This window comes from Actinomyces sp. HPA0247, assembly GCA_000411415.1.
Lineage (GTDB): Bacteria > Actinomycetota > Actinomycetes > Actinomycetales > Actinomycetaceae > Pauljensenia.
The window spans coordinates 1,011,452-1,032,010 of sequence record KE150450.1; the positions used below are offsets into that span (position 1 = coordinate 1,011,452).

A 20,559-nucleotide genomic window follows, 5' to 3' on the forward strand; every position below is an offset into this window, starting at 1 on the left:
GTCTGGGTTCGTGGGGCGTGGGCCTCGGCGTCGTCCTCGGGACGAGGCCGGGGCCGGCTCATCGGGGTGGGCGTTCGTCGCTCACTCAGCGTCTGCGTGGGAGGTGATGCGCTCGAAGACGTCTTCGAGGTCCTCGTTATCGGCGACGACCTGCTCGGTCGGCGCATCCAGGAGGACCTTGCCGGCGTCGATGATGACGATGCGATCGGCCTCCTTGCGGGCCTCGGTCAGGTAGTGCGTGGCGAAGAGGAGCGTGCGGCCCTCCGCGGCCTCGGCGTGCATCGTGTCCCAGAATGCGCGCCGCGCCAGGGCGTCCATGCCGGCCGTGGCCTCGTCGAGGATCAGGAAGTCCGGGTTGCCGGACAGGGCGAGGGCGAGGCGCACGCGCTGCACCTCGCCGCCGGAGAGCTTGTTGAGCGGGCGCTTGGCGAGCTTCGTCAGGTTCGTGCGCTCGAGGAGCTCGTCGGTGGGGATCGGGTCGGCGTGCATGGCGGCGACCAGGTCGATCGTGTTTCGGACCTTCCCGTCGCGCGGAAGGGCCCCGGACTGGAGCATGGCACCCACGAGCGAGCGGCGCACGGCCTCGCGCGGGTTCATGCCGTAGACGCTGATGTCGCCCTGCGTGGGGGTGGCCAGGCCGAGGACGATGTCCAGGAAGGTGCTCTTGCCGGCGCCGTTGACGCCGAGGAGCGCCACGATCTCGCCGGGCATGAGGGTCAGGTTCACGCCGCGCAGCGCGTCGACGTGGCCGAAAGACTGGTGGATGTTCGTTGCCTGAAGGGCGGGCGTTGCTTCTGCGTTCATGGCTCCCAGTCTGCGCTCGTATCAATGGGGCCGGAAGTGCCCTTTGATGCAGGTGGTGCCATGACAAATGTCAGGGGTGGCCTCTTCCAAAAGTCGCACGTAATTTAATGCGGTCACTTTTTGAGATAGCCTGCAAACGTTGCAATTCCAATGATGGTAATTCAGCCTTTGAAGCGGTCGTCGGGGAATTACGTGCGAAATGGCGGGTTCGCGCTCGCGATAGTGGGTTCGCGTGTGCGCAACAAACCATGCCAGAGGCCGGATCCGCCAAAACGTAGACTCATTCAGCCACAACAGGCTTTCTTCACCGTTTTTCACCCAATGGGTCTGCACTTTGGTGGCCACACCACCGCAAACCACGCCCGCGCCGCCGCCAATCGGGGGAATTGCACTACACGGGGGTTCGACACGCCGGCGACACGCCGCAAGAAGGCTTCGTGTAGTGCAAAACCCCCATCACAGCCGCCTGAAGTGCGCCGCATCGCCTACAAGACCTGGGCGCAGCACCGGTTGGCGCGAAAAACTTCGCCCAACACCAGCCCTCCAGTGACATTTCCGCGACAAAGTTCGCCCCGTACGGCCCCTCCGGCGGCTCTTCCGCGACAAAACTCGCCCAACAGGCCACAAAACCCTAATTTCAGGCCATTTTGAGCGCGCAGGGCGAACTTTTTCGCGCTTTCACGATCTAACAGCGACGCAGGGAGAACTTTTTCGCGCGTGCAGACGTAGGCCCTCCGGTGCACTACCCATCAGCGACCAGGCCCAACTGGTGTGGAGGGCACCGGCGAGCACGGAGGGCCTGGCCGCAGTGCCGGTGGGCGGCGGCGCGGCCGCAGTACCCACAAACGACAGCAACACCCAGCCCAAGCAAATTTCGCATGCAATTCCCCCACGACACGAATCGATGGACGCTCAAAAACCGCAGAATATCAACGATCAGATTTCAATAGTTGAAATACTCTTAGGGGAATTGCATGCGAAATTACTATGGCATGGGCGGTAGCGGGGCCAGGCTGCGGTGTTCGTAGGCGGCGGCGGGCCCTGGCTGGGCGGTGCGGGAAGGCCTGGCTGTGGTGCCCGTGGGCGGTGGCAGGGCCTGGCCGGGCTTCGAGGCGACGCGCCGAGCGAAGCTCGCAGCGCGGACGACTCGCGGGCGGGCCGCCGCCCACGGGCACACCACGCAGCCCGGCCCGGCAGGGCGCCCGGAACACCCGTGGGGCCCCAAGCAGCCCGGCACACGCAGCCCGGCCCACACACCAAACAGCCCGACCCAATGAGGCAGGCAACACGGCGCCCGGAACACCCGTGGGACCCTAAGCAGCGAGGCCCACACACAGCAAGGGGCCCGAAGCGCCGTAGCGCCTCGGGCCCCTGCGTCAACCGCGTCAGCTCACAGGTTGAGCTGGATGTTGCGGCCAGGGACGGCCTCGATCAGCTCGCGCGTGTAGTCCTGAACCGGGTTGTTGAACAGCTCGTCCGTCGAGTTGGCCTCGACGAGCTTGCCCTTCTCCATGACGATCACGTCGTCGGCGATCTGGCGGACAACGGCCAGGTCGTGCGTGATGAACAGGTAGGACAGGCCCAGCTGCGCCTGCAGGTCGTTGAGCAGGTACAGGATCTGGTTCTGCACCAGCACGTCCAGGGCGGACACGGCCTCGTCCAGGACGATGACCTCGGGGTTGAGCGCGAGGGCGCGGGCCACGGCGACGCGCTGGCGCTGGCCGCCGGAGAGCTCATTGGGGTAGCGGCGCATGGCGCTACGCGGCAGGGCCACCATGTCGAGCAGCTCGGAGGCGCGCGCGATGCGCAGCTTCTTCGGGTTGAATTCTCGCTTCTCGGCGGCGGTCAGCGAACGCTTCGCGTCGGCGGCCTCGACGAGGACGCGCATCCACTCCTCGGGCTCGCGGCCCGTGGCTTCGGCGCGCTTGATTTCGGCGCGCGCGTACTCCAGGGTGCCGTAGCCGTGGATCTTCAGCGGCTCCTCGATCAGTCGGTAGATCGAGAACATGGGATCCAGCGAGCCGTAGGGGTTCTGGAACACGGCCTGGAGGCGGCGGCGCAGGCGGAAGAGTTCGCCTTCGCTCATCTGCGAGGTGTCCTCGCCGTCGAAGTAGACCTTGCCCTCCGTCGGCTTGAGGAGCTGCAGCACCATGTTCGCGGCGGTGGACTTACCGGAGCCGGATTCGCCGACGACCGCGAGGGTCGTGCCGCGTCGCAGTTCGAAGGACACGTCGTCGACGGCCAGGAAGGTGTCCTGGCCCTTCTTGGCGCCGCGGATGTCGAATTCCTTGGTGAGGTGTTCGGCGCGGATGATGGCGTCCGTGGAGGTCGCACCCTTGCCAGCGCCGACAAGCTCTTCCTCGGTGACCGAAATGCCCTGCTTGTGGGCGGACTCGATACGCGCCGAGGCCAGGGAGGGCGCGGCGGACACGAGGCGCTTCGTGTAGGGGTGCTGGGGGTGCTGGAGGATCTCCAGGGCGGGGCCGGATTCGACGATGCGGCCGCGGTGCATGACGACGAGCTGCTCGGCGCGCTCGGCGGCGAGGCCGAGGTCGTGCGTAATGAACAGCACGGCGGTGCCCATCTCGGCGGTGAGTTTGCCGAGGTGGTCGAGGATGCGGCGCTGGACGGTGACGTCCAGGGCGGAGGTCGGCTCGTCGGCGATCAGCAGCTTGGGGTGCGCGGCCATGCCGATGGCGATGAGGGCGCGCTGGCGCATACCGCCGGAGAACTCGTGCGGGTACTGCTTGGCGCGGCGTTCGGCGTCGGGCAGGCCGGCTTCCTCGAGGAGCTGGGTCACGCGCTGGCCGGCCTCGGAGCGGGGCACGACGTTGTTCGCGAGGAGAGCTTCCTTGACCTGCGTGCCCACGCGGAGCACGGGGTTGAGGTTACTCATCGGGTCCTGGGGGACGAGGCCGATGCCGGAGCCGCGCAGCTCCACCCACTGCTTGGTGGACAGGTGGGTGATGTCGCGGCCGTCGAATTCGATTGTTCCGCCCGCGACCTTGCCGGTGCCGGGCAGGAGGCCGATGACGGCGGCGGCGGTCGTGGACTTACCGGAGCCGGATTCGCCGACGATTGCGACGGTCTGGCCGGGGTAGATGGTCAGGTTCGCGCCGCGCACGGCCGGGACGACACCGGTCGAGGAGGTGAAGGTGACCTCCAGGTCCGTGATCTTGAGCAGGGGCTGCGCGTCGTCCGGGTGGACATCGGACGAGGCCGGGGCCGCGCTGGGGGCGACGGCCCGTTCGACGATCTCTTCCATCTCCTTCTCGGAGAGCTGGGGGGTGTTCGTTTCGCTCACTTGCGTGCCTTCGGGTCGAGGGCTTCGCGCACGGCGTCGCCCATCATGATGAAGCTGAGGACGGTCAGGGCCAGGGCCGAGGCCGGGTAGAACAGGACCATCGGGTTGGTGCGCAGGGACGTCTGGGCGGACGAGATATCCGCGCCCCAGGAGACGACCGAGGTCGGCAGGCCGATGCCCATGAAGGACAGGGAGGCCTCGGACACGATGAAGGTGCCCAGCGCGACGGTCGCGTACACGATGATGGGGGCCATCGAGTTCGGGATGATGTGGCTCAGCAGGATGCGCGCGCGGGATGCGCCGGTCGCGCGGGCCGCAGTGACGAACTCTTCGTTCTTGGCGCTCAGGACCGAACCGCGGGTGATACGCGCGATGGAGGTCCAGCCGAACATGGACAGGACGATGACGACCATGAGGATGGAACGCGAGCCCTTGAACATCTGCATGAACACGATGGCTGCGAGGAGCAGCGGGATCGCGAAGAACACGTCGGTGATGCGCGAGAGCAGCGCGTCGAACCAGCCGCCGAAGTAGCCGGCGAGGGCGCCGACGGTGCCGCCGATCAGGACGACGGCGATGGTCGTGAGGATACCGACGGACACGGACGCGCGGGCGCCGTAGACGACGCGGGCGTAGATGTCGCAGCCCTGCTTGTCGAAGCCGAAGGGGTGGCCGGCGGCGGGTCCTGCCAGGGAGGAGGACAGTTCGCAGAACTTCGGGTCGGTCGAGGTGAACAGCGACGGGAAGAGCGCGAGGAGCGCGGCGACCAGGATGATGAACGCGGCAATCCAGAAGGTCGGGCGGCGGCGCAGGCGCTTCCAGGCCTCGCCCCACATGGACGAGGGCGCGCCCTCGTCGGCGACCGCGTCGACGGCACCGAGGCCGGTCTCGTCGATGTCGGAGACGTAGTGGTCCTGGCCCGCGCGGGTGCGGGCGATGTTGGCGGAAGGAATCTGGTCACTCATAGCGGATCCTCGGGTCGAGCACGGCGTACAGGAGGTCGACGAGCAGGTTCGCGATGATGTAGACCAGCACGAGCACTGTTGTCACTGACACGACGGTCTGGGGTTCGCCCTTGATGATGGCGCTCCACAGGGTGCCGCCGACGCCGTGGATGTTGAAGATACCCTCGGTGATGATCGCGCCGCCCATGAGGGCGCCGAGGTCGCCGCCGATGAACGTGGCGACGGGGATGAGGGAGTTACGCAGGATGTGGCGCGTCATGACGACGCCGCCGGAGAGGCCCTTGGCGCGTGCGGTGCGCACGTAGTCCGCGGAGACGTTCTCGGAGACGGACTGGCGGGTCAGACGGATGACGTAGGCCAGGGAGACGCCGCCGAGCACCATGGCTGGCATGGTGAGGCTCTTGAGGTCGACGGAGGCCGAGGCCGTGGTCGGTAGGATTGCCAGCTGCACGCCCAGGACGTACTGGAGGACGAAGCCCAGGACGAAGGTGGGGACGGAGATCAGCAGCAGGGAGACAACGAGGATGGTGGAGTCGAACCACTTGCCGCGGCGCATGCCTGCGACGACGCCGAGGGCGATGCCGAGGAAGGTCTCGATGGCGAGGGCGTAGAGAGCGAGCTTCGCGGTCGTCGGGAAGGCGGTCGCCATGATGGACGTGACCTTCTGGCCGTTGAACGCGGTGCCGAAGTCGAGTGTGAAGACTCCCTTGAGGTACAGCAGGTACTGCATCCAGAAGGGCTTGTCCAGGTTGTACTGGGCGCGGATCTGCGCGGCGGCGGCCTCGGAGAGGCCGCGGTCGCCACCGAGTGCGGCGACGGGGTCACCTGGCATCAGGTAGACCATCGCGAAGATCAGAAAGGTGGCTCCGAAGAAGACCGGGATGGTCTGGAGGAGTCGCCGTCCGATGTAGCGGAGCATGGACAATCCTTTAGTGTTCGTGTCGTGGGAGGGGAGGTTCCGATCCCTGGCGGTGCCTCGCGGGCGAGGCCGACTATGATCTCATCATAGGGTAAAGAATGGGCAAATGGCGTATCAGTCTCTTATTTTGTATTCCGTATCAATCCCGTGATGCTTTTTTGAGATGAAAGTGTGTGCCGCGTCAATACGGGTATTCGGTGCGTCGCTGAGCTGCGCAGATGTGTTCGTGGCTGCCTAAGAAGATGCCCGCGGGGCGGGCGGCTCGCGCCGCCCGCCCCGCGGGAGAGGTTAACCTCGTGCGATCACTTCTTGGTGATCTGCCAGAACACGGGCTGGCCCTTCCAGTCGAACTTGACGTTGTCAACGTTCTTGGACCATGCGCCGTTAGCGTTGGTGTACCACAGCGGGACGGCGGGCATGTCGCGCAGCAGGATGGTCTGAGCCTGCTCCAGGGTCTTCGCGGCCTCGGCGGAGCTGGTGGCGGAGGAAGCCTGCGTCACGAGGGAGTCGAACTCGCTGTTGGAGTAACCGCCCTTGTTAGCGTCGGCGCCGGTGGCGTACTGGGGCTGCAGGAAGTTGTACAGCGCCGGGTAGTCGCCCTGCCAGCCGTTACGGAACGCGCCGGTCATCTCGTGCTTGTCCTCTGCGTCGAGCAGAGACTTGAAGTCGGCGAAGGGGTTTCCTTCAGCGTTGATGCCCAGGGTGTTCTTGATGGAGTTAGCGGTCGCATCGACCCATTCCTTGTGGCCACCGTCGGAGTTGTAGGCGATGGTGAAGGTGCCGTCCCACGGGGAAATGGCGTCGGCCTTTGCCCACAGTTCCTTGGCCTTCTCGGGGTTGTAGGTCAGAACGTCGTTGCCAGAAACGTTGGCGTCGTAGCCCTCAAGCGTCGGAGCGGTGAAGTCCTTGGCGGGGGTACGGGTGCCGTTGAAGATGGTCTTCACGATGGTGTCGCGGTCGACGGCCATCGAGATGGCCTGGCGGCGCAGCTGGCCTTCCTCACCGGAGAAGTGGGGGAGGTACTGCGGGATCGTGAAGTACTGGGCGCCAGCGTAGGGCTGGTTCACGGTGCGGCCCGACAGCTCGGACTCGTAGGTGGCGAACACGGAGGCCGGAATGGCGTCGAGAACGTCCACGGAGTCGGAAGACAGATCCTGGTAGGCCGCGTCGAGGCTCGAGTAGAAGACGAAGGTCACGCCGTCGTTCTGGGCCTTGGTGTCACCCACGTAGTTCTCGTTGGGAACGGTGGTGAACTTGACGTTGTGCTCCCACGCGTCGGCCGAGGCCATCTTGTAGGGGCCGTTGCCCACGGGGGCCTGGCCGCCGGCATCGGGATCAGCCAGCGTGGAATCCGGGAGCGGTGCGTAGGCGACGTATCCCAGACGCGACATGAAGTCCGAGGTGGGGTTCTTCAGCTTCGCGGTGAAGGTGTAGTCGTCAACTTCGGTCAGGCCGGTGATCTCGCCGTTGCCCTCGTCGTCGGTGCCTTCGAACATGGTGAAGAATGCAGCCTGCTGCTGGTTCTTCGTGGTGATAAGGTTCCAGGCCTTGATGAAGTTGTGAGCCTGGACGGGGGTGCCGTCGGAGAACTTGCGGTCGTTGTGGAGCTTGATGGTCCACTCGGAAGCGTCCTCGTTGGGTTCGATAGACTCGGCGACGTCGAGGACGGCCTTGCCGTCAGTGTCGTAGCGGACGAGCTGGCTGAACAGAACGGACAGGATCCTGCCGCCGCCGTTCTCGTTGGTCAGGCCGGGCAGGAGCGGGTTCTGGGGCTCGGAGCCGTTCGCGGTAACGACCTTGTCGCCGGAGCCGGACGACGAGGCGGTGTTGCCGCCGCCGGCGCAGGCGGTCAGAGCGAGCGCGGCAGCCGCGGGGATGACGAGCCATGCCTTCTTCAGGTTCATGGATTCTTCCTCCTGGTTGATGGGTGGAACTGGGGGCGGTGCCCTCAGGTATGGTCCGAGAGTAACCCCTGAGGCCTGGAAGACACGAAAGATGTCCATCATGTGCGCATTACATTTTGGTTACAAACGTAAAAAGAAGGTCAAATAATGGTGTGTGTCACATAAAAGGGGCCCTGTTGTGACCAAGTATTCATGCGACGAGGCCGGGGCTGAGCGTGCGCACACACCCGGCCCCGGCCTCGTCCATCGAAGAACACTCAGGAGAGCAGGCCCTCGGAAATGAGCCAGTCGTGGGCGATCTGAGAGGCGGACTTCTGCTCGACCGTCGACTCCCGGTTCATCTCGATGAGATCCTGCGCGTCCAACGCCTCGCTCACCCTGTTGATGACCGCGGTCGCGTCGTCGTTTACCCGCGACGAGGCCAGGGGCACCACGTGCGAGGCCAGGAACAGCCCCTTCGGGTCCGTCAGGACCGTCAGCGTTCCGTCCGCGAGCACCGGGTCGGATGAGTAGATGTTCGCGAGCTGGATGTCGCCGTCCTTCAGGGCCTTGACCGTGAGGGGGCCGCCCGAATCCTCGATCGGGGTGAAGTTGACGGTCACTCCGTAGAGGTCGGACAGTCCGGTCGGACCATAGGGACGCGTGCGCAGCTCCGAGTTGCCGCCGAGGGTGAGCGCGCCCGCGTTCGTGAGGTCGCCGATCGACGTCAGTGAGTGGGCTTGCGCGAAGTCGGCCGTCACCACGTAAGAATCCTGGTCGGTCGCAGGTGCCTGCTCGAGGGCGCGCAGGCCCGAGGGGAGCGCGGTCTGCAGAGCTGAATACACCTCGTCCGTGGATCGCGCGGTCGCGTCAGCATCCAGGTACTGCAGCAGGTTGCCCGTGTACTCGGGGAAGACGTCGATCGAGCCGGCCTCAAGCTCGGGCATGTAGACCTCGCGCTGGCCGATCCGCATCTGGCGATCAACCGTGAAGCCTGCCCCTTCGAGCGCCTGCGCGTAGGCCTCCGCGATGATCTCGTTCGAGTAGTAGTCCTGCGAGCCGACGACGAGCGTCGTCGAGCCGTTCTCCGAACTCCCGGTGCTCGTGTTGCCGCCGACCGACTCCGCCGAACCGCAGGCGGCCAGGGCCAGGGCGGAAGCCGCGACGGCAGCCATTGTGATCATCGTGCGTTTCATAGTGTCTCCTTGAGTGAGTTGTCCTCATTGTCTGAGAAAGAATGGGTGCGGGCCCGAAGGCGTTGCGCCACCAGGGCCAGGAGCGCGTCGGTCACCAGCGCGAGGGCGACGACGATGATCGCGCCGCCGATCATCTCCGCGTAGTCGCGGGTCTTCAGCCCCTCGTAAAGGAAACGGCCGAGACCGTAGTTCGCCGTGTAGGCCGCCAGCGTCGTCGTCGCGATCACCTGGAGGGTTGCCGAGCGTACGCCCGCCGCGACGAGGCCGGCCGCGTGCGGGGCCTCGACCTGCGCGAGGACCTGTTTTTCAGTGAGCCCAATCGCTCGCGCCGCGTCCACGGTCGCGCGCGGCGTCGAGGCGATCCCTGAGTAGGTCGCCGACAGGAGCGGCGGAATCGCCAGGATGAGGAGAGCCAGCGTGGGTGCCGCCAGGCCGATACCCAGCCACAGGCCCGCCAGCGTCAGGACGCCGAGCGTCGGAACCGCGCGGGCCGCGCCCGTCGCGCTCACCAGCCACCGGCCCCTGCCCGTGTGCCCGATCCAGGTGCCCAGCGGCAGTGCGATGAGGGCCGCGAGCGCCACGATCAGGAGGGTGAGGCCCAGGTGCTCGGTGGCCCTCACGAGGATCCCGGACTCACCTAGCCAGTGAGCGGGGACCGCCAACCACTTCAGGGCGTCGAGGAGAATGTTCATGCCCGCCCCCTCCTCGTCCACGGGGTGAGGGTCCAGCCGATTCCCTGGATCAGCGCATCGATGACGAGCGCAAGGAGAACCGTCGCGACCAGGCCGGCCACGACCTCGGCGATGAGTCCGCGCTGAAAACCGTCAGTGAACAGCGTCCCCAGCGAGCGCACCCCGATGAACGCGCCCACCGTCACGAGCGACACCGTCGACGTGGCGACCACGCGCGTGCCCGCAACGATGACGGGCGTCGCCAGGGGGAGCTCCACCTCGACGAAACGCCGAAAGAGCGGGTAGCCGCACGCGTTCGCGGCCTGCAGGGTCGCGCGAGGGATCGCGCGGAAGCCCTCCGCCACCTGGCGCACCAGCACCGCCACGCCGTACAGCGTCAGGACGATCACCATGTTGATCGGCGAGCGCAGCGCCACCCCGACGATCACGGGAATGACAATCAGGAGCGGCAGCGACGGCACCGCGTACAGCGCCGACAGGGCAGACAACACCCAGCCGCCGCGGCGCGAAAACGCCGCCCACCGCGCGATCGGCACGGAAATCAGCACCGACAGAGCAATCGCTGGCAGGGCGATCCACAGGTGTGCGAGCGTCAGGGAGCCAATGACTCCCCAGTTTGAGGACAGCCAGGTCACGGGCGCTCCCCGGCCTCGTCGGTCGTCAGCGTGCCCACGGGGGTGCCGGCGTCGTCGACAACCAGGCCGCCCGGCCCGGCGACGCGCACCGGGCGTGCCGCGCGCGAGGCTCCGACGAACTCCGCAACGAAGGGCGAGGCGGGAGAGGAGAGCAGCTCGGTGGGCGTCCCCACCTGCTCGATGCGGCCACCCGTCGAGAGGACGGCAACCTGGTCGCCCAACGTGAACGCCTCGTCCACGTCGTGCGTCACGAAGAGGATCGTCGTGCCCAGGGCCCGCTGGATCTCCTTCAGCTCGCGCTGTAGCTCCGCGCGCACGATCGGATCCAGCGCGCCAAAGGGCTCGTCCATCAGCAGGATGTCCGCGCGATTGGCCAGCGCCCGGGCAACGCCCACGCGCTGACGCTGGCCGCCCGACAGCTGGGCGGGGTAGCGATCGGCCATCTCGCGATCCAGGCCCACCAGCTCGAGGAGCTCGAGCGCGCGCTCGCGGGAGGCATGCTTCGTGGCGCCCTCCAGGCGCGGGACGGTCGCGATATTGTCGGCAATGCTTCGGTGGGGGAAGAGTCCGCCCTCCTGTAGGACGTAGCCGATCGAGCGGCGCAGGCGCACGGGGTCCTCGCCTGCGACGTCCTGGTCTCGTACGAATACCCTGCCCGAGGTTGGGGTGACCATCGCGTTCACCATCCGCATGAGCGTCGTCTTGCCGCAGCCCGAGGTGCCCAGGAAGACGGTCGTGGAACCCTGCTCGACGGTGAGGGAGAAGTCCTCGACGGCGCGTGTGCCGCCCGGGTAGGTCTTGGAGACGTGGTCGAAGCGAATCATGCGCGCTCCTTGGCAGCCTCGGCGATGAGCGCGAGGCAGCGCGTCAGCTCCTCGCGCTGGGCTGTGGAGAGTGGGGCGAAGAGGCGCTCCTGCTCCTTCTCGACGACCGCGCAGGCCTCCTCGAGGTGCGCCAGGCCCCGGTCCGTCACCGTCAGGATGGTCGCGCGCCGGTCATGCTCGTACGGGGTGCGGTGCAGCAGCCCGTCGCGGTGGAGGCGATCGACGAGGCGCGAGGCCGCTCCCAGGGTGATCCCCTGGCTCGCCGCGACCTCCTGGATGCGACACGCGGGGGTGTCTCGGACCGTGCGCAGGACGAGGAAGCGGCCGAGTGTCAGCGCGTTTCCGGCCTCGGAGAGGGCGGATTCAACGGCGCTCCAAGCGCGAACTTCCGTGTCGATCAGTGTCGCGAACAGCGTGCATGCATCTGTTGCCATGCCCACTACCTTACGCGTAAATAATTGATATGTATGGTGTTTGTGCGGGGAAGTTCGTTGAGTATTTGACGAGATAGGCGTTCTTGTGCTGTTTGTGAGCGGCCCACAACTGTGTGTGGGGCGTGGTCGGCGGGACTCGGCGCGGTGCTACAGTGCGTGGTATCGGCGAGTGGCAAGCTCCGGGGCCCTCGCTCGACGCAAGTCAGTGCCCAGTCGTGGGTGCGTTTTCCCGGCGCGTGACGCGCATATCGATGAGGAGTGTTAAAGGTGCGGAAACGTCTCTACTCTCTGCTGGATGGTGATGGTGGAGCGGCAATGTGGTGCGGGCGCGTCATGACCGTGCTCATTATCGCCAGCCTGCTCCCCCTGTGCTTCAAGGAATCCAGCCCCGTCCTCGAGACAATCGAGTACGCCTGCGTCCTCGTGTTCATCGCCGACTACCTGGCACGATGGGCGACGGCGGATCTGAAGCTCGGCAAGGGCGCATTGTCGTTCCTGATCTATCCCTTCACCCCCATGGCCGTCATCGACTTGCTGTCGATCCTGCCAGTCTTCAATGCCCTCAACGACGCGCTGCGCACGCTGCGAGTCCTCCGCCTGTTTCGGGCCCTGCGGATGTTCAAGCTCATTCGCTACTCGAAGAGCGCCTCCGCCATCGCCGCCGTGCTCGAGAAAGAGAGGGAGGCGCTGCTCGCCGTCCTCTGCCTGGCCATCGGCTACATCCTCGTCAGCGCCCTCGTCATCTTTAAAGTCGAGCCGGAAACCTTCAACACCTTCTTCGATGCCGTGTACTGGGCGGTCGTCTCCCTGACGACCGTCGGCTACGGCGACCTCTACCCCACCTCCGACGTGGGGCGTGCCATCGCCATGATCTCCTCGCTCATGGGCGTCGCCGTCGTTGCCCTGCCCTCGGGCATCTTCACGGCGGGCATGCTCGACGAGCTGCGCGGCGAAGGAAGCGCCAGCGACTGATCTGCAGGGACTTTTGTGGCTCTTCGCATTTGAGGGTGTAGGTGTTGTGGGCGGGGTTGGGCGTGTCGTGGCTGGGTAGGGGTCGAGGTCTTCCGATGATGGGGGTTCCTACACCGTCCATCTGAAAGACCTCGACATGGCCAATACTACCTTTGATCGCCCTGATCTGAGCGCGTTCACGCGCCTGGATGACCTGGGCCTAGAAGTGACGGGCCAGCGCGTTGAGGCAGACCATGCAGTGTTGGCGTGCCGTATTACGGGTGAGGACCGGTGGTGTCGACGCTGCGGGTGTCAGGGCGTGGCTCGTGACACGGTGATCAGGCGCTTAGCTCACGAGCCTTACGGGTGGCGTCCCACGTTTTTGCACGTGAGCGTGCGCCGCTACCGGTGCCAGGAGTGCGCTCACGTGTGGCGTCAGGATATGAGCCAAGCAGCCGATCCGCGCGCCAAGCTCTCGCGTGCGGCGGTGCGCTGGGCGCTGACGGGCGTGGTCGTTCATCATGTGACGGTGGCGCGTATCTCCCAGGCCCTGGGCGTGTCCTGGAATACCGCTAACACTGCTGTCCTGGCCGAAGGAGAGCGCTCACTGATCAACGACCCGACCCGGTATGAAGGCGTGCGTGTCATTGGCGTGGATGAACACGTGTGGCGACACACCCCCTACGGCGACAAATATGTCACCGTCATCTTGGACGTCACTCCCGTACGAGACCGTCGCGGTCACTCCCGGCTCCTGGATATGGTCCCGGGGCGCTCCAAGCGGGTCTTCAAAACCTGGCTGGCCTCCCGCCCTGACACGTGGCGCAGCCACATTGAGATCGTCGCGATGGATGGATTCACCGGGTTTAAGAGCGCCGCCGCTGAAGAGCTCCCCGGCGCGAGGGCGGTCATGGATCCCTTCCATGTCGTACACCTGGCCGGTGATGCTCTCGATGAGTGTCGCAGGCGCATTCAGCAAGAACTTCACCATCGGCGCGGGCGGGCCACGGATCCCCTCTACAAGGCCCGCAGGATGCTTGCACACCAGATCCTGCCTGCTCACCCCACGCCAGCAGCACCGGATCCTCGACCTGTTCGCCAGCGATTGCCACGTCGCACTCGAAGTCACCTGGAGCGTCTACCAGAACATCATTGATGCCTACCGCGATCCCAACAAAATCCGCGGCAAGGCCCTGATGCAAGCCGAAATCAACACGCTGACCTCTACGCGCGTACCGAGGGGTCTGACCGAGCTCATCACGCTGGGCAGGACACTCAAACGCCGAGCCGGGGACATCCTGGCCTACTTCGATCATCCCCACACCAGCAACGGTCCTACCGAAGCGATCAACGGACGTCTCGAACACCTACGCGGATCCGCACTCGGACTTGCGAAACCTCACCAACTACATCACCCGAGCACTCCTCGAAACAGGAGGATTCAGACCCCAACTACACCCCCAATTATGAAGAGCCGGAAATCCGGGCATTGCACTGACGATGATTGCGGTGCACCGGGGGAATTACGTGCGGAATTATGGGGATAAACGAGGCCGGGGCCCGACCCACCCCTCACCGTGCGGTGAGCGAGTGGCCGAGCCCCGGCCTCGTCAATGAACGCGTCAGATCAGGCGTCAGCCTGCGGCGCGGGGGAGCGGTGGCGCTTCGAGTACGCCTCGCCCTCCAGCTCCGAACCAGACGGTGCGGACGCGGGCGACGCCGCCTCCAGGTTCGTGCCACGCAGCTTCGAGATCAGGCGCATGCCGTGGTAGATCAGCAGAGCGGCGGCCGTGCCCAGCGCGATGCCGCCGAAGGTCATGTCGCCGATCTTCCACGTGAAGTTCGCAATCGCGACGATCAACGCGACCGCAGCGGTGTTCAGGTTCACCGGGTTGGAGAAATCCACGCGGTTCTGCACCCAAATACGCACGCCCAGCATGCCGATCATGCCGTACAGGACCGTGCCCGCACCGCCGAGGACGCCCGGAGGAATCGTCGCAATCAGCGCGCCGAACTTCGGCAGCATCGACAGGACTAGGGCGACGCCAGCCGCGATCAAGTACGCGGCCGTCGAGTACACGCGGGTCGCCGCCATAACGCCGATGTTCTCCGCGTAGGTCGTCGTGCCCGAGCCGCCGCCGCTGCCGGCCAGCATCGTGGACAGGCCATCCGCCATGAGCGCGCGTCCCGTCAGGTCGTCCATGTTCTCACCCGTCATCGCGGACACAGACTTCACGTGGCCGACGTTCTCCGCGACCAGGATGAACACGACCGGCAGGAACAGGCCCAGGGTCGAGGGGGCAAAGCTCGGAGCCTGGAACTCGGGGAAGCCGATCCAAGCGGCCTTGCTCACGGTCGAAAAGTCGACCTGACCCTGAAGAATCGCCGCCACGTAGCCGATCAGCACGCCGATCAGGATCGACAGGCGGCCCAGGATGCCCTTGAAGAGCACTGTCACGAGGCAGATCGACACGATCGTCACAACAGCAGTGATCGGGCCTTCCTTCACCCAGTTCCACGCGGCAGGTGCCAGGTTCAGGCCGATGAGAGCCACAATCGCGCCCGTCACCACGGGCGGCATGACCGCGTCAATCCAGCGCACGCCCGCGAAGTGAACGATCAAACCAACCGTCGCGAGCGTCGCACCCGTCGCAATGATGCCGCCGAGCGCGTACGAAGACCCGAGAGTGCTCGACACCGCGGTAATCGGGGCAATCAGGGCGAACGAGGAACCCAGGTACGAGGGCAGACGGCCCGCCGTGATCAGGAAGAACAGCAGAGTGCCGATCGCGGTGAAAAAAAGCGTTGTCGACGGAGGGAAACCCGTCAACAACGGAACAAGGAACGTCGCACCAAACATTGCGACCACGTGCTGGGCGCCAATGCCAATAGTGCGCGGCCACGACAGTCGCTCACCCGGGAGGACGACGTCACCGGGATTAATGGACGTGCCGTTACCGTGAAGCTTCCAACGGAACAGCGAAGTCTTCGTTTCGCTCATAAGCGTACAAATCCGATCAGTTGATGGGCAGGATGGCCGTACCGGTCGGAATAACAGGGTAGCGCGTGTGCCCCTGTATCCGCAGGTTTCGCCACGCCTAAACCCCACGAGCGGCCAAAGTGTGGTGCACGCCCCTGCTGTTATGGAATAGTGGAGCACATGAGCCAGCCGTCCCCGAACCTCGCCCCCACAGTCTCCAGCGTGCCCTGGGCGAACCCGGACACTGCCTCGCCAACTGCCGCCCCCGGCGACCGCTACGGCTACGCCCCCGAGAGCGTCATCCGCCAGGGCGTCCCGGCCTCGTACGGCAGGTTCCCGGGCGTGGAATACGTCAACATCCAGGAGGTCTTCGCCGACGGCGGCTACACCTCCCCCAAGCCCATCACGAACCCCATGGCGAAAGTCGCCCTCTGGTTCGCCGTCTTCGGGGTCTTCGGCTTCACCCTCGTCATCAGCATCGTTCTCGCGGTCATCGCTCTGGTTCAGGCGCAGTCCCTCCCCGAGCGCATCGGCTCGCGCGAGGCCATCGCCGCCCTCGTCTACGACGGCATCCTCGTCTTCGTTGGCCTCTCGATCTACCTGCTCGGGCTCTTCTAATCGACGAGGCCGGGGCCGCCTTCGCGGGTGCGGCTCGTGGGTGCGCCTTCGCAGGTGCGGCTTCGTGGGTGTGGCCAGGTGGGCGGTGGGTGAACTGACGTGCGCTCGCGGCGTCGATCTCACTGAGTGCCCTGGCCGATCATCGGCGGGCATGCGGCCTGCCTGCGCGAGCGGAGCACGCGTTTTCTGCGACATTCCAGGCCTGTGATCTGGTCCATTGGCCAGGATTGGCGCTGGGAGGCTTTTTTCGCTTATGATTGTCCGGCACGATGTGCACGGAGGATTCGCCTAGTGGCCTATGGCGCACGCTTGGAAAGCGTGTTGGGTGCAAGCCCTCGGGGGTTCGAATCCCCCATCCTCCGCCACCGGACCCCGGAACCTGCCCAGGTTCCGGGGTTTTCTTTGCGTTTGCAGCGAAAAGTCCCCATCGTAGGGGAGGGGCGTTGCTTCAACGAATCCGCGTTTTCCCCTTAGTTGTGGAACTTGAGGGGAAAAATAGGGGAACTAAGTACGAAATTAGTACGACACGGCGTGGCGGCCGGTGGGGAGCTTTCCTGCTTGTGTTGCGTGTAGCGCCGCTGGTGTTCCGGGCGCCGCGTGGCCTGCCTCGTCGGGCCGGGCTGCTTGGTGTGCCCGTGGGCGGCGGCCCGCCCGCGCTGCGAGCCTTCGGCTCGGCGCGTCGCCTCGAAGCCCGGCCAGGCCCCGCAGGCCTCGCGTCGGCCTCCAATCGGGCGGGGCTTGTCGTGCTGTGAGCACCGCAGCCAGGCCCTGACTCCGCCCGCGGGCACCGCAGCCGGACCCAACAACTCCTGCATGTCACATGCGTCCGCAGCCGACCGACGCCAGAGCTAGGCTCCGCAGCCTGCGCGGTGACCGCCGACCGGGCGGGGCTTGCCTGACGGGCCCCGGCCTCGTCCTTCTAGACTCCGAGTCCCTCGACGATCTCTGCGCCCGGGAGCGCGGCGAGGACCTCGCCCGTCACGAACAACTTCGAGCGGCGCAGGCCCGAGCCGATGCAGCTCCAGCCGACCGCGCACGCCGAATCGATGAGGAGACGCCACGAGCCGGGCACGCCCACCGGCGTGATGCCGCCGTACTCCATGCCCGACGCCTCAACCGCGCGGTCCTGCGGCCAGAAGCTCGCCTTGCGCACGTCGAGGCGCTTCTTCACCACGTGATTGACGTCCGCGTTCGTCGTCGCGCGCACGACACACGCGGCGATGCGCTCCTCGCCCGCGCGCTTGCCCGCCACCAGGATGCAGTTCGACGACAGCGCCAGATCCATGCCGAACTCGCGCGTCATGACCTCCGTGTCCGCGAGCTCCGGGTCGATCGCGACGACGAGGGCCGACGAGGCCGTGGCCACCCCGCGCTCGGCCAGCGCGGTGAGAGCGGCCGCGACCGGCGGCGCGAGCAGATTCAGATTGTCCAGTGCGGGCACTGGCTCCAGAGAGCCGATGCCGGGAATGATGATGTCGCTCATGGTGTCAGGGTAGGCCTGTCGGCGTTGGAGTGTCTGGGGTGGCCGATGGGCAAGCCTGCGTGACGGCCGGGTGTGCGTCGGTGCCTGCGGTGTTCGGGGTCTGTGGTGTTCTGCGCCCGTGGTGTTCTGTGGCATGGTCGTCGCAGCTGCGCGCGCCGGGTGAAACCGTGTATGCTGAGGGTCGGTCCTCCGCGTGACGGTATCATCCGAACCTCCCCAGGGCAGGAATGCAGCAAGGATAAGGGTGCGCTGCCGGGTGCGCGGAGGATCTTTGTATATGCTGCTCGATCTTGGTCGGCTGAAGGACATGCTTCTTCAGTGTGGTTCAGGTCATGACTCTTGATTTTGCATCCTGACGAAGAGCGTGTAAGCTTATACCCAGCCAAACGGCAAAGCGCCCGTAGCTCAATGGATAGAGCATCTGATTACGGTTCAGAAGGTTGGGGGTTCGAGTCCCTTCGGGCGCGCAGCGGCCCCCCTCGGTGCGATCCACCGGTGGGGGTTCTGCGTTTTTAAAAAGCACTCCTTCGGGAGTGCTTTTTTCATGCCCAATGTATCCACGCGTTCGCGGCGGGGTCCACGGGGATAAAGGACAAAATGTGTTGGTTTTGCGGTGACTTTTCGGCTTTGTTGCGCGGGAAGTCGTAGTTTTAGTTGGTTGCGTGTGTCTCTTTCCTGTGAATACTGCGTCGCGCCCTGTGTATGGGCCCCTGGCGCACGCGGGCCCGATGACCTGCAGGTGGGCCCGATGATATGCGTGTGGGCAGTGCTGCCCACGTCGATGTCTAGGGTTTTACGTGCGCACACAGAGGTTAACGTGCGGCCGCGCAGCTGAGGCGTTAAAGCAGTTCATCACGCTGCATGCACATCCAGGGGTTAACGTGCGGCCGCGCAGCTGAAGGCGTGACGGAACTCGTCCGGCATTGCCGCTGCGGAGCGTTTTCCGTGACAAAATTCGCCCGGTGTGGCCGGTTGGGGGTGCACGCGTGACAAAATTCGCCCTGCTCACCAAAAAACGCGCATTTTGGGCCGTTTGGTGCATGCAGGGAGAGTTTTGTCCCGTTTTGGCTGCGAGCAAGCTGAGCGGGGAGAGTTTTGTCCCGCGGCCCGGTTGGAGGCCGCTGCACAACTTGTGGAGCACAGCGGTGAGATGTTGGGACTGGTCGCCGCGCCCGTGGGTGGGCAGCTCCCAGGCGTCAACACGCACGCGGATAGGTAATGAGCATGCGGATAGGTAACGAAGATTCGGGTAGCTAACGAGCATCCGGATAGGTTACGAACATCCGGATAGGTAACGAGCATGCGGATAGCTTATTAACCTATCCGGATGCGCATAACCTATCCGCGTGTGCACAACCTATCCGGATAGTGCTCAGACGGAGAGAGCTGTAGGGGCGGCAGCACACGCACAGGGTTAGCTGCACGATCAGAAGCGGCTGCATCGCCGAAGAGTCCCGCTTTCAAAGCTCGCGGCGGTGGCGGGGCCCGGCTTCATTAATTCCGCATGCAATTCGATTGCGTGAACTTTCAACAAAGTCCAGAAACGTTGCAATTCCAACGCTGTGAATTCAATGTTTGAAATAGTTGTGAGTGAATTGCATGCGAAATTGGTGGTGGATCTGGGGATGAGGGGTGTGACGTATACGGGGTGGAGGTAGGGCCTGGCTGCAGTGCCCGTGGGCGGTGGCGGGGCCTGGCCGCAGCACCCGAGAGTGACGGCGATAACCACCCCAGAAAAAGTCGCACATAATTTCCGACGGTCATTTTTTGAGACCGCCCAAAAACGTTGCAATTCCAACGAGGCGATTTCAACGTTTGAACAACTTGCTGGGGAATTACGTGCGAAATTGATGGGAGAGCGGCCCGTGGAGCCACAAGCAGCCCGGCCCGGCAGGGCACATAGAGCAAAACCTTAGGAACTGGGCGGCGTCACGACCCACGGCTCGGTCGACAAGGAGCGCAGCCCCTCAATCCCCAGGGCGTCCGCGATGTCGGAGGCGCAGTGCGCCCCGGGCACTCCCAGGGAGGAACCGATAAACGACACGACGTCCTCGGTGGACCAGCCCAAGCCTCGTAGGTCTGAGAGGGTGACGGCGCCGTCGCGCTTAGCCAAGCGGGCCCCGGAGGGCGCGAGCGCGAGGGGCACGTGCGCGTACGTCGGCTCGGGCGCTCCGAGCAGGTGCGCGAGCTGCGCCTGCGCGGGCGCCTGGGAGAGCAGGTCGAAGCCGCGCACGACCTGGTCGACGCCCTGGTAGGCGTCGTCGACGACGGCCGCCAGGTTGTAGGCGGGCACGCCGTCTGCGCGGCGCACGACGAAGTGGTCGACGGGCCCGGTGTAGGAGCCGTGCAGCTCGTCGAACACCGTCCACTCGGGCGAGGGGGCGGCCAGACGCAGCGCGGGGGCGCGCCCAGCAGCGGCCAGAGCCGCGCGCTTCGCCTCGCGCTCGGCCTCACTCAGGCGCAGGCACGTGCCCGGGTAGTGGCCGGGCGGCACGTGCGGCGCGGAGGCGGCCTCGCGGATGTCTCGGCGTGTGCAGTAGCACTCGAAGATGAGGCCGCGCGCGGCCAGCGACGCCAGGGCGGCCTCGTGCGCGTCGGCCCGCGCGGTTTGGATGAGGGGCTCGCCGTCCCAGTCGATGCCGATCGCTTCCAGGTCCTCGATCTGGCGTTGGGCGGACCCGGCGCGTTCCCGGTCGATGTCCTCGATGCGCAGGACGAAACGCCGCCCGGTCGTGCGCGCCCACGCCCACGCGAGAATCGCGGTGCGCAGGTTGCCCAGGTGGAAGTCGCCCGTGGGGGAGGGCGCGAATCGTCCGGTGTTCGTCATGCGCCCAGTGTACGAGGCTGGGGCCGCCCCCCGGGATCCGCCTC

16 protein-coding genes, 2 tRNA genes, 1 other RNA gene and 1 pseudogene are annotated in these 20,559 nt (G+C 65.4%); 7 read left to right on the forward strand and 13 right to left on the reverse strand.

Going from position 1 to position 20,559, the window contains the following annotated elements:
• Positions 1 to 81 precede the first annotated feature (81 nt).
• The 10 genes from HMPREF1478_RS04090 to HMPREF1478_RS04135 all read right to left on the reverse strand — a co-directional run bounded on the left by HMPREF1478_RS04090 (position 82) and on the right by HMPREF1478_RS04135 (position 11,656).
• Entirely contained in the window at positions 82 to 804 is a 723-nt protein-coding gene (locus HMPREF1478_RS04090; RefSeq protein ID WP_016460824.1) for an ABC transporter ATP-binding protein, read from the reverse strand.
• 1,390 nt (positions 805 to 2,194) lie between these two features.
• Positions 2,195 to 4,108, reverse strand: coding sequence for a dipeptide ABC transporter ATP-binding protein (locus HMPREF1478_RS04095; RefSeq protein WP_016460825.1), 1,914 nt, complete (start codon positions 4,106 to 4,108; stop codon positions 2,195 to 2,197).
• Positions 4,105 to 5,073: an ABC transporter permease gene (locus HMPREF1478_RS04100; RefSeq protein WP_016460826.1), complete on the reverse strand. Its 969-nt coding sequence runs from the start codon at positions 5,071 to 5,073 to the stop codon at positions 4,105 to 4,107. The genes HMPREF1478_RS04095 and HMPREF1478_RS04100 overlap by 4 nt, the downstream gene beginning before the upstream one ends.
• Positions 5,066 to 5,992 carry an ABC transporter permease gene (locus HMPREF1478_RS04105; protein ID WP_016460827.1) on the reverse strand — a complete coding sequence of 309 codons (927 nt, stop codon included), beginning with the start codon at positions 5,990 to 5,992 and terminating at the stop codon, positions 5,066 to 5,068. Before HMPREF1478_RS04105 ends, HMPREF1478_RS04100 begins: the two co-directional genes overlap by 8 nt.
• 302 nt (positions 5,993 to 6,294) lie before the next feature.
• Complete coding sequence (locus HMPREF1478_RS04110) at positions 6,295 to 7,896, reverse strand: peptide ABC transporter substrate-binding protein (RefSeq protein ID WP_016460828.1); 1,602 nt, start codon at positions 7,894 to 7,896, stop codon at positions 6,295 to 6,297.
• Positions 7,897 to 8,153: 257 nt separating this feature from the next.
• Positions 8,154 to 9,071: an ABC transporter substrate-binding protein gene (locus HMPREF1478_RS04115; protein WP_016460829.1), complete on the reverse strand. Its 918-nt coding sequence runs from the start codon at positions 9,069 to 9,071 to the stop codon at positions 8,154 to 8,156.
• Positions 9,068 to 9,763, reverse strand: a complete 696-nt coding sequence (locus HMPREF1478_RS04120; protein ID WP_007587657.1) for an ABC transporter permease — start codon at positions 9,761 to 9,763, stop codon at positions 9,068 to 9,070. The genes HMPREF1478_RS04115 and HMPREF1478_RS04120 overlap by 4 nt, the downstream gene beginning before the upstream one ends.
• Positions 9,760 to 10,398 carry an ABC transporter permease gene (locus HMPREF1478_RS04125; protein ID WP_016460830.1) on the reverse strand — a complete coding sequence of 213 codons (639 nt, stop codon included), beginning with the start codon at positions 10,396 to 10,398 and terminating at the stop codon, positions 9,760 to 9,762. Before HMPREF1478_RS04125 ends, HMPREF1478_RS04120 begins: the two co-directional genes overlap by 4 nt.
• The gene (locus tag HMPREF1478_RS04130) at positions 10,395 to 11,222 is read right to left on the reverse strand and encodes an ABC transporter ATP-binding protein (RefSeq protein ID WP_007587665.1); all 828 of its coding nucleotides are present in this window, start codon (positions 11,220 to 11,222) and stop codon (positions 10,395 to 10,397) included. The genes HMPREF1478_RS04125 and HMPREF1478_RS04130 overlap by 4 nt, the downstream gene beginning before the upstream one ends.
• Complete coding sequence (locus HMPREF1478_RS04135; RefSeq protein WP_016460831.1) at positions 11,219 to 11,656, reverse strand: MarR family winged helix-turn-helix transcriptional regulator; 438 nt, start codon at positions 11,654 to 11,656, stop codon at positions 11,219 to 11,221. The genes HMPREF1478_RS04130 and HMPREF1478_RS04135 overlap by 4 nt, the downstream gene beginning before the upstream one ends.
• A gap of 267 nt (positions 11,657 to 11,923) precedes the next feature.
• Between HMPREF1478_RS04135 and HMPREF1478_RS04140 the strand changes: the two genes are divergently transcribed.
• A complete protein-coding gene (locus HMPREF1478_RS04140) occupies positions 11,924 to 12,628 on the forward strand; it encodes an ion transporter (RefSeq protein ID WP_016460832.1) in 705 nt (234 codons plus the stop codon).
• Positions 12,629 to 12,764: 136 nt separating this feature from the next.
• Positions 12,765 to 14,077: pseudogene (locus HMPREF1478_RS10350) on the forward strand (ISL3 family transposase).
• Between the two features lie 157 nt (positions 14,078 to 14,234).
• On the opposite strand, the gene HMPREF1478_RS04150 reads toward HMPREF1478_RS10350, so the two are convergent.
• The gene (locus tag HMPREF1478_RS04150) at positions 14,235 to 15,608 is read right to left on the reverse strand and encodes a uracil-xanthine permease family protein (RefSeq protein ID WP_016460834.1); all 1,374 of its coding nucleotides are present in this window, start codon (positions 15,606 to 15,608) and stop codon (positions 14,235 to 14,237) included.
• Between the two features lie 159 nt (positions 15,609 to 15,767).
• Here HMPREF1478_RS04150 and HMPREF1478_RS04155 point away from each other — a divergent pair, with 159 nt between their 5' ends.
• The 3 genes from HMPREF1478_RS04155 (at position 15,768) to HMPREF1478_RS10580 (ending at position 16,957) form a co-directional block, all read left to right on the forward strand.
• The gene (locus HMPREF1478_RS04155; RefSeq protein WP_016460835.1) at positions 15,768 to 16,205 is read left to right on the forward strand and encodes a hypothetical protein; all 438 of its coding nucleotides are present in this window, start codon (positions 15,768 to 15,770) and stop codon (positions 16,203 to 16,205) included.
• A gap of 277 nt (positions 16,206 to 16,482) precedes the next feature.
• Positions 16,483 to 16,570, forward strand: a tRNA-Ser gene (locus tag HMPREF1478_RS04160).
• Positions 16,571 to 16,765: 195 nt separating this feature from the next.
• Positions 16,766 to 16,957, forward strand: coding sequence for a hypothetical protein (locus HMPREF1478_RS10580; RefSeq protein WP_148332954.1), 192 nt, complete (start codon positions 16,766 to 16,768; stop codon positions 16,955 to 16,957).
• A 167-nt stretch (positions 16,958 to 17,124) separates the two neighbouring features.
• Here the strand turns inward: HMPREF1478_RS10580 and HMPREF1478_RS04165 are convergent, their stop codons facing one another.
• Positions 17,125 to 17,688, reverse strand: coding sequence for a YbaK/EbsC family protein (locus tag HMPREF1478_RS04165; RefSeq protein ID WP_016460836.1), 564 nt, complete (start codon positions 17,686 to 17,688; stop codon positions 17,125 to 17,127).
• A 180-nt stretch (positions 17,689 to 17,868) separates the two neighbouring features.
• Here HMPREF1478_RS04165 and ffs point away from each other — a divergent pair.
• Positions 17,869 to 17,964: signal recognition particle sRNA small type (gene ffs, locus HMPREF1478_RS10355), an RNA gene on the forward strand.
• A 118-nt stretch (positions 17,965 to 18,082) separates the two neighbouring features.
• A tRNA-Arg gene (locus tag HMPREF1478_RS04170) sits at positions 18,083 to 18,155 on the forward strand.
• A gap of 1,445 nt (positions 18,156 to 19,600) precedes the next feature.
• On the opposite strand, the gene gluQRS is transcribed toward HMPREF1478_RS04170, so the two are convergent.
• Positions 19,601 to 20,515: a tRNA glutamyl-Q(34) synthetase GluQRS gene (gene gluQRS / locus HMPREF1478_RS04175; RefSeq protein ID WP_016460837.1), complete on the reverse strand. Its 915-nt coding sequence runs from the start codon at positions 20,513 to 20,515 to the stop codon at positions 19,601 to 19,603.
• Positions 20,516 to 20,559 lie beyond the last annotated feature (44 nt).

Coding starts and splice junctions, on each gene's coding strand:
- HMPREF1478_RS04090 (WP_016460824.1), bottom strand. CDS start 804: ATGAACGCAGAAGCAACGCCCGCCCTTCAGGCAACGAACATCCACCAG.
- HMPREF1478_RS04100 (WP_016460826.1), bottom strand. CDS start 5,073: ATGAGTGACCAGATTCCTTCCGCCAACATCGCCCGCACCCGCGCGGGC.
- HMPREF1478_RS04105 (WP_016460827.1), bottom strand. CDS start 5,992: ATGCTCCGCTACATCGGACGGCGACTCCTCCAGACCATCCCGGTCTTC.
- HMPREF1478_RS04110 (WP_016460828.1), bottom strand. CDS start 7,896: ATGAACCTGAAGAAGGCATGGCTCGTCATCCCCGCGGCTGCCGCGCTC.
- HMPREF1478_RS04115 (WP_016460829.1), bottom strand. CDS start 9,071: ATGAAACGCACGATGATCACAATGGCTGCCGTCGCGGCTTCCGCCCTG.
- HMPREF1478_RS04120 (WP_007587657.1), bottom strand. CDS start 9,763: ATGAACATTCTCCTCGACGCCCTGAAGTGGTTGGCGGTCCCCGCTCAC.
- HMPREF1478_RS04130 (WP_007587665.1), bottom strand. CDS start 11,222: ATGATTCGCTTCGACCACGTCTCCAAGACCTACCCGGGCGGCACACGC.
- HMPREF1478_RS04135 (WP_016460831.1), bottom strand. CDS start 11,656: ATGGCAACAGATGCATGCACGCTGTTCGCGACACTGATCGACACGGAA.
- HMPREF1478_RS04150 (WP_016460834.1), bottom strand. CDS start 15,608: ATGAGCGAAACGAAGACTTCGCTGTTCCGTTGGAAGCTTCACGGTAAC.
- HMPREF1478_RS04155 (WP_016460835.1), top strand. CDS start 15,768: ATGAGCCAGCCGTCCCCGAACCTCGCCCCCACAGTCTCCAGCGTGCCC.
- HMPREF1478_RS04165 (WP_016460836.1), bottom strand. CDS start 17,688: ATGAGCGACATCATCATTCCCGGCATCGGCTCTCTGGAGCCAGTGCCC.
- gluQRS (WP_016460837.1), bottom strand. CDS start 20,515: ATGACGAACACCGGACGATTCGCGCCCTCCCCCACGGGCGACTTCCAC.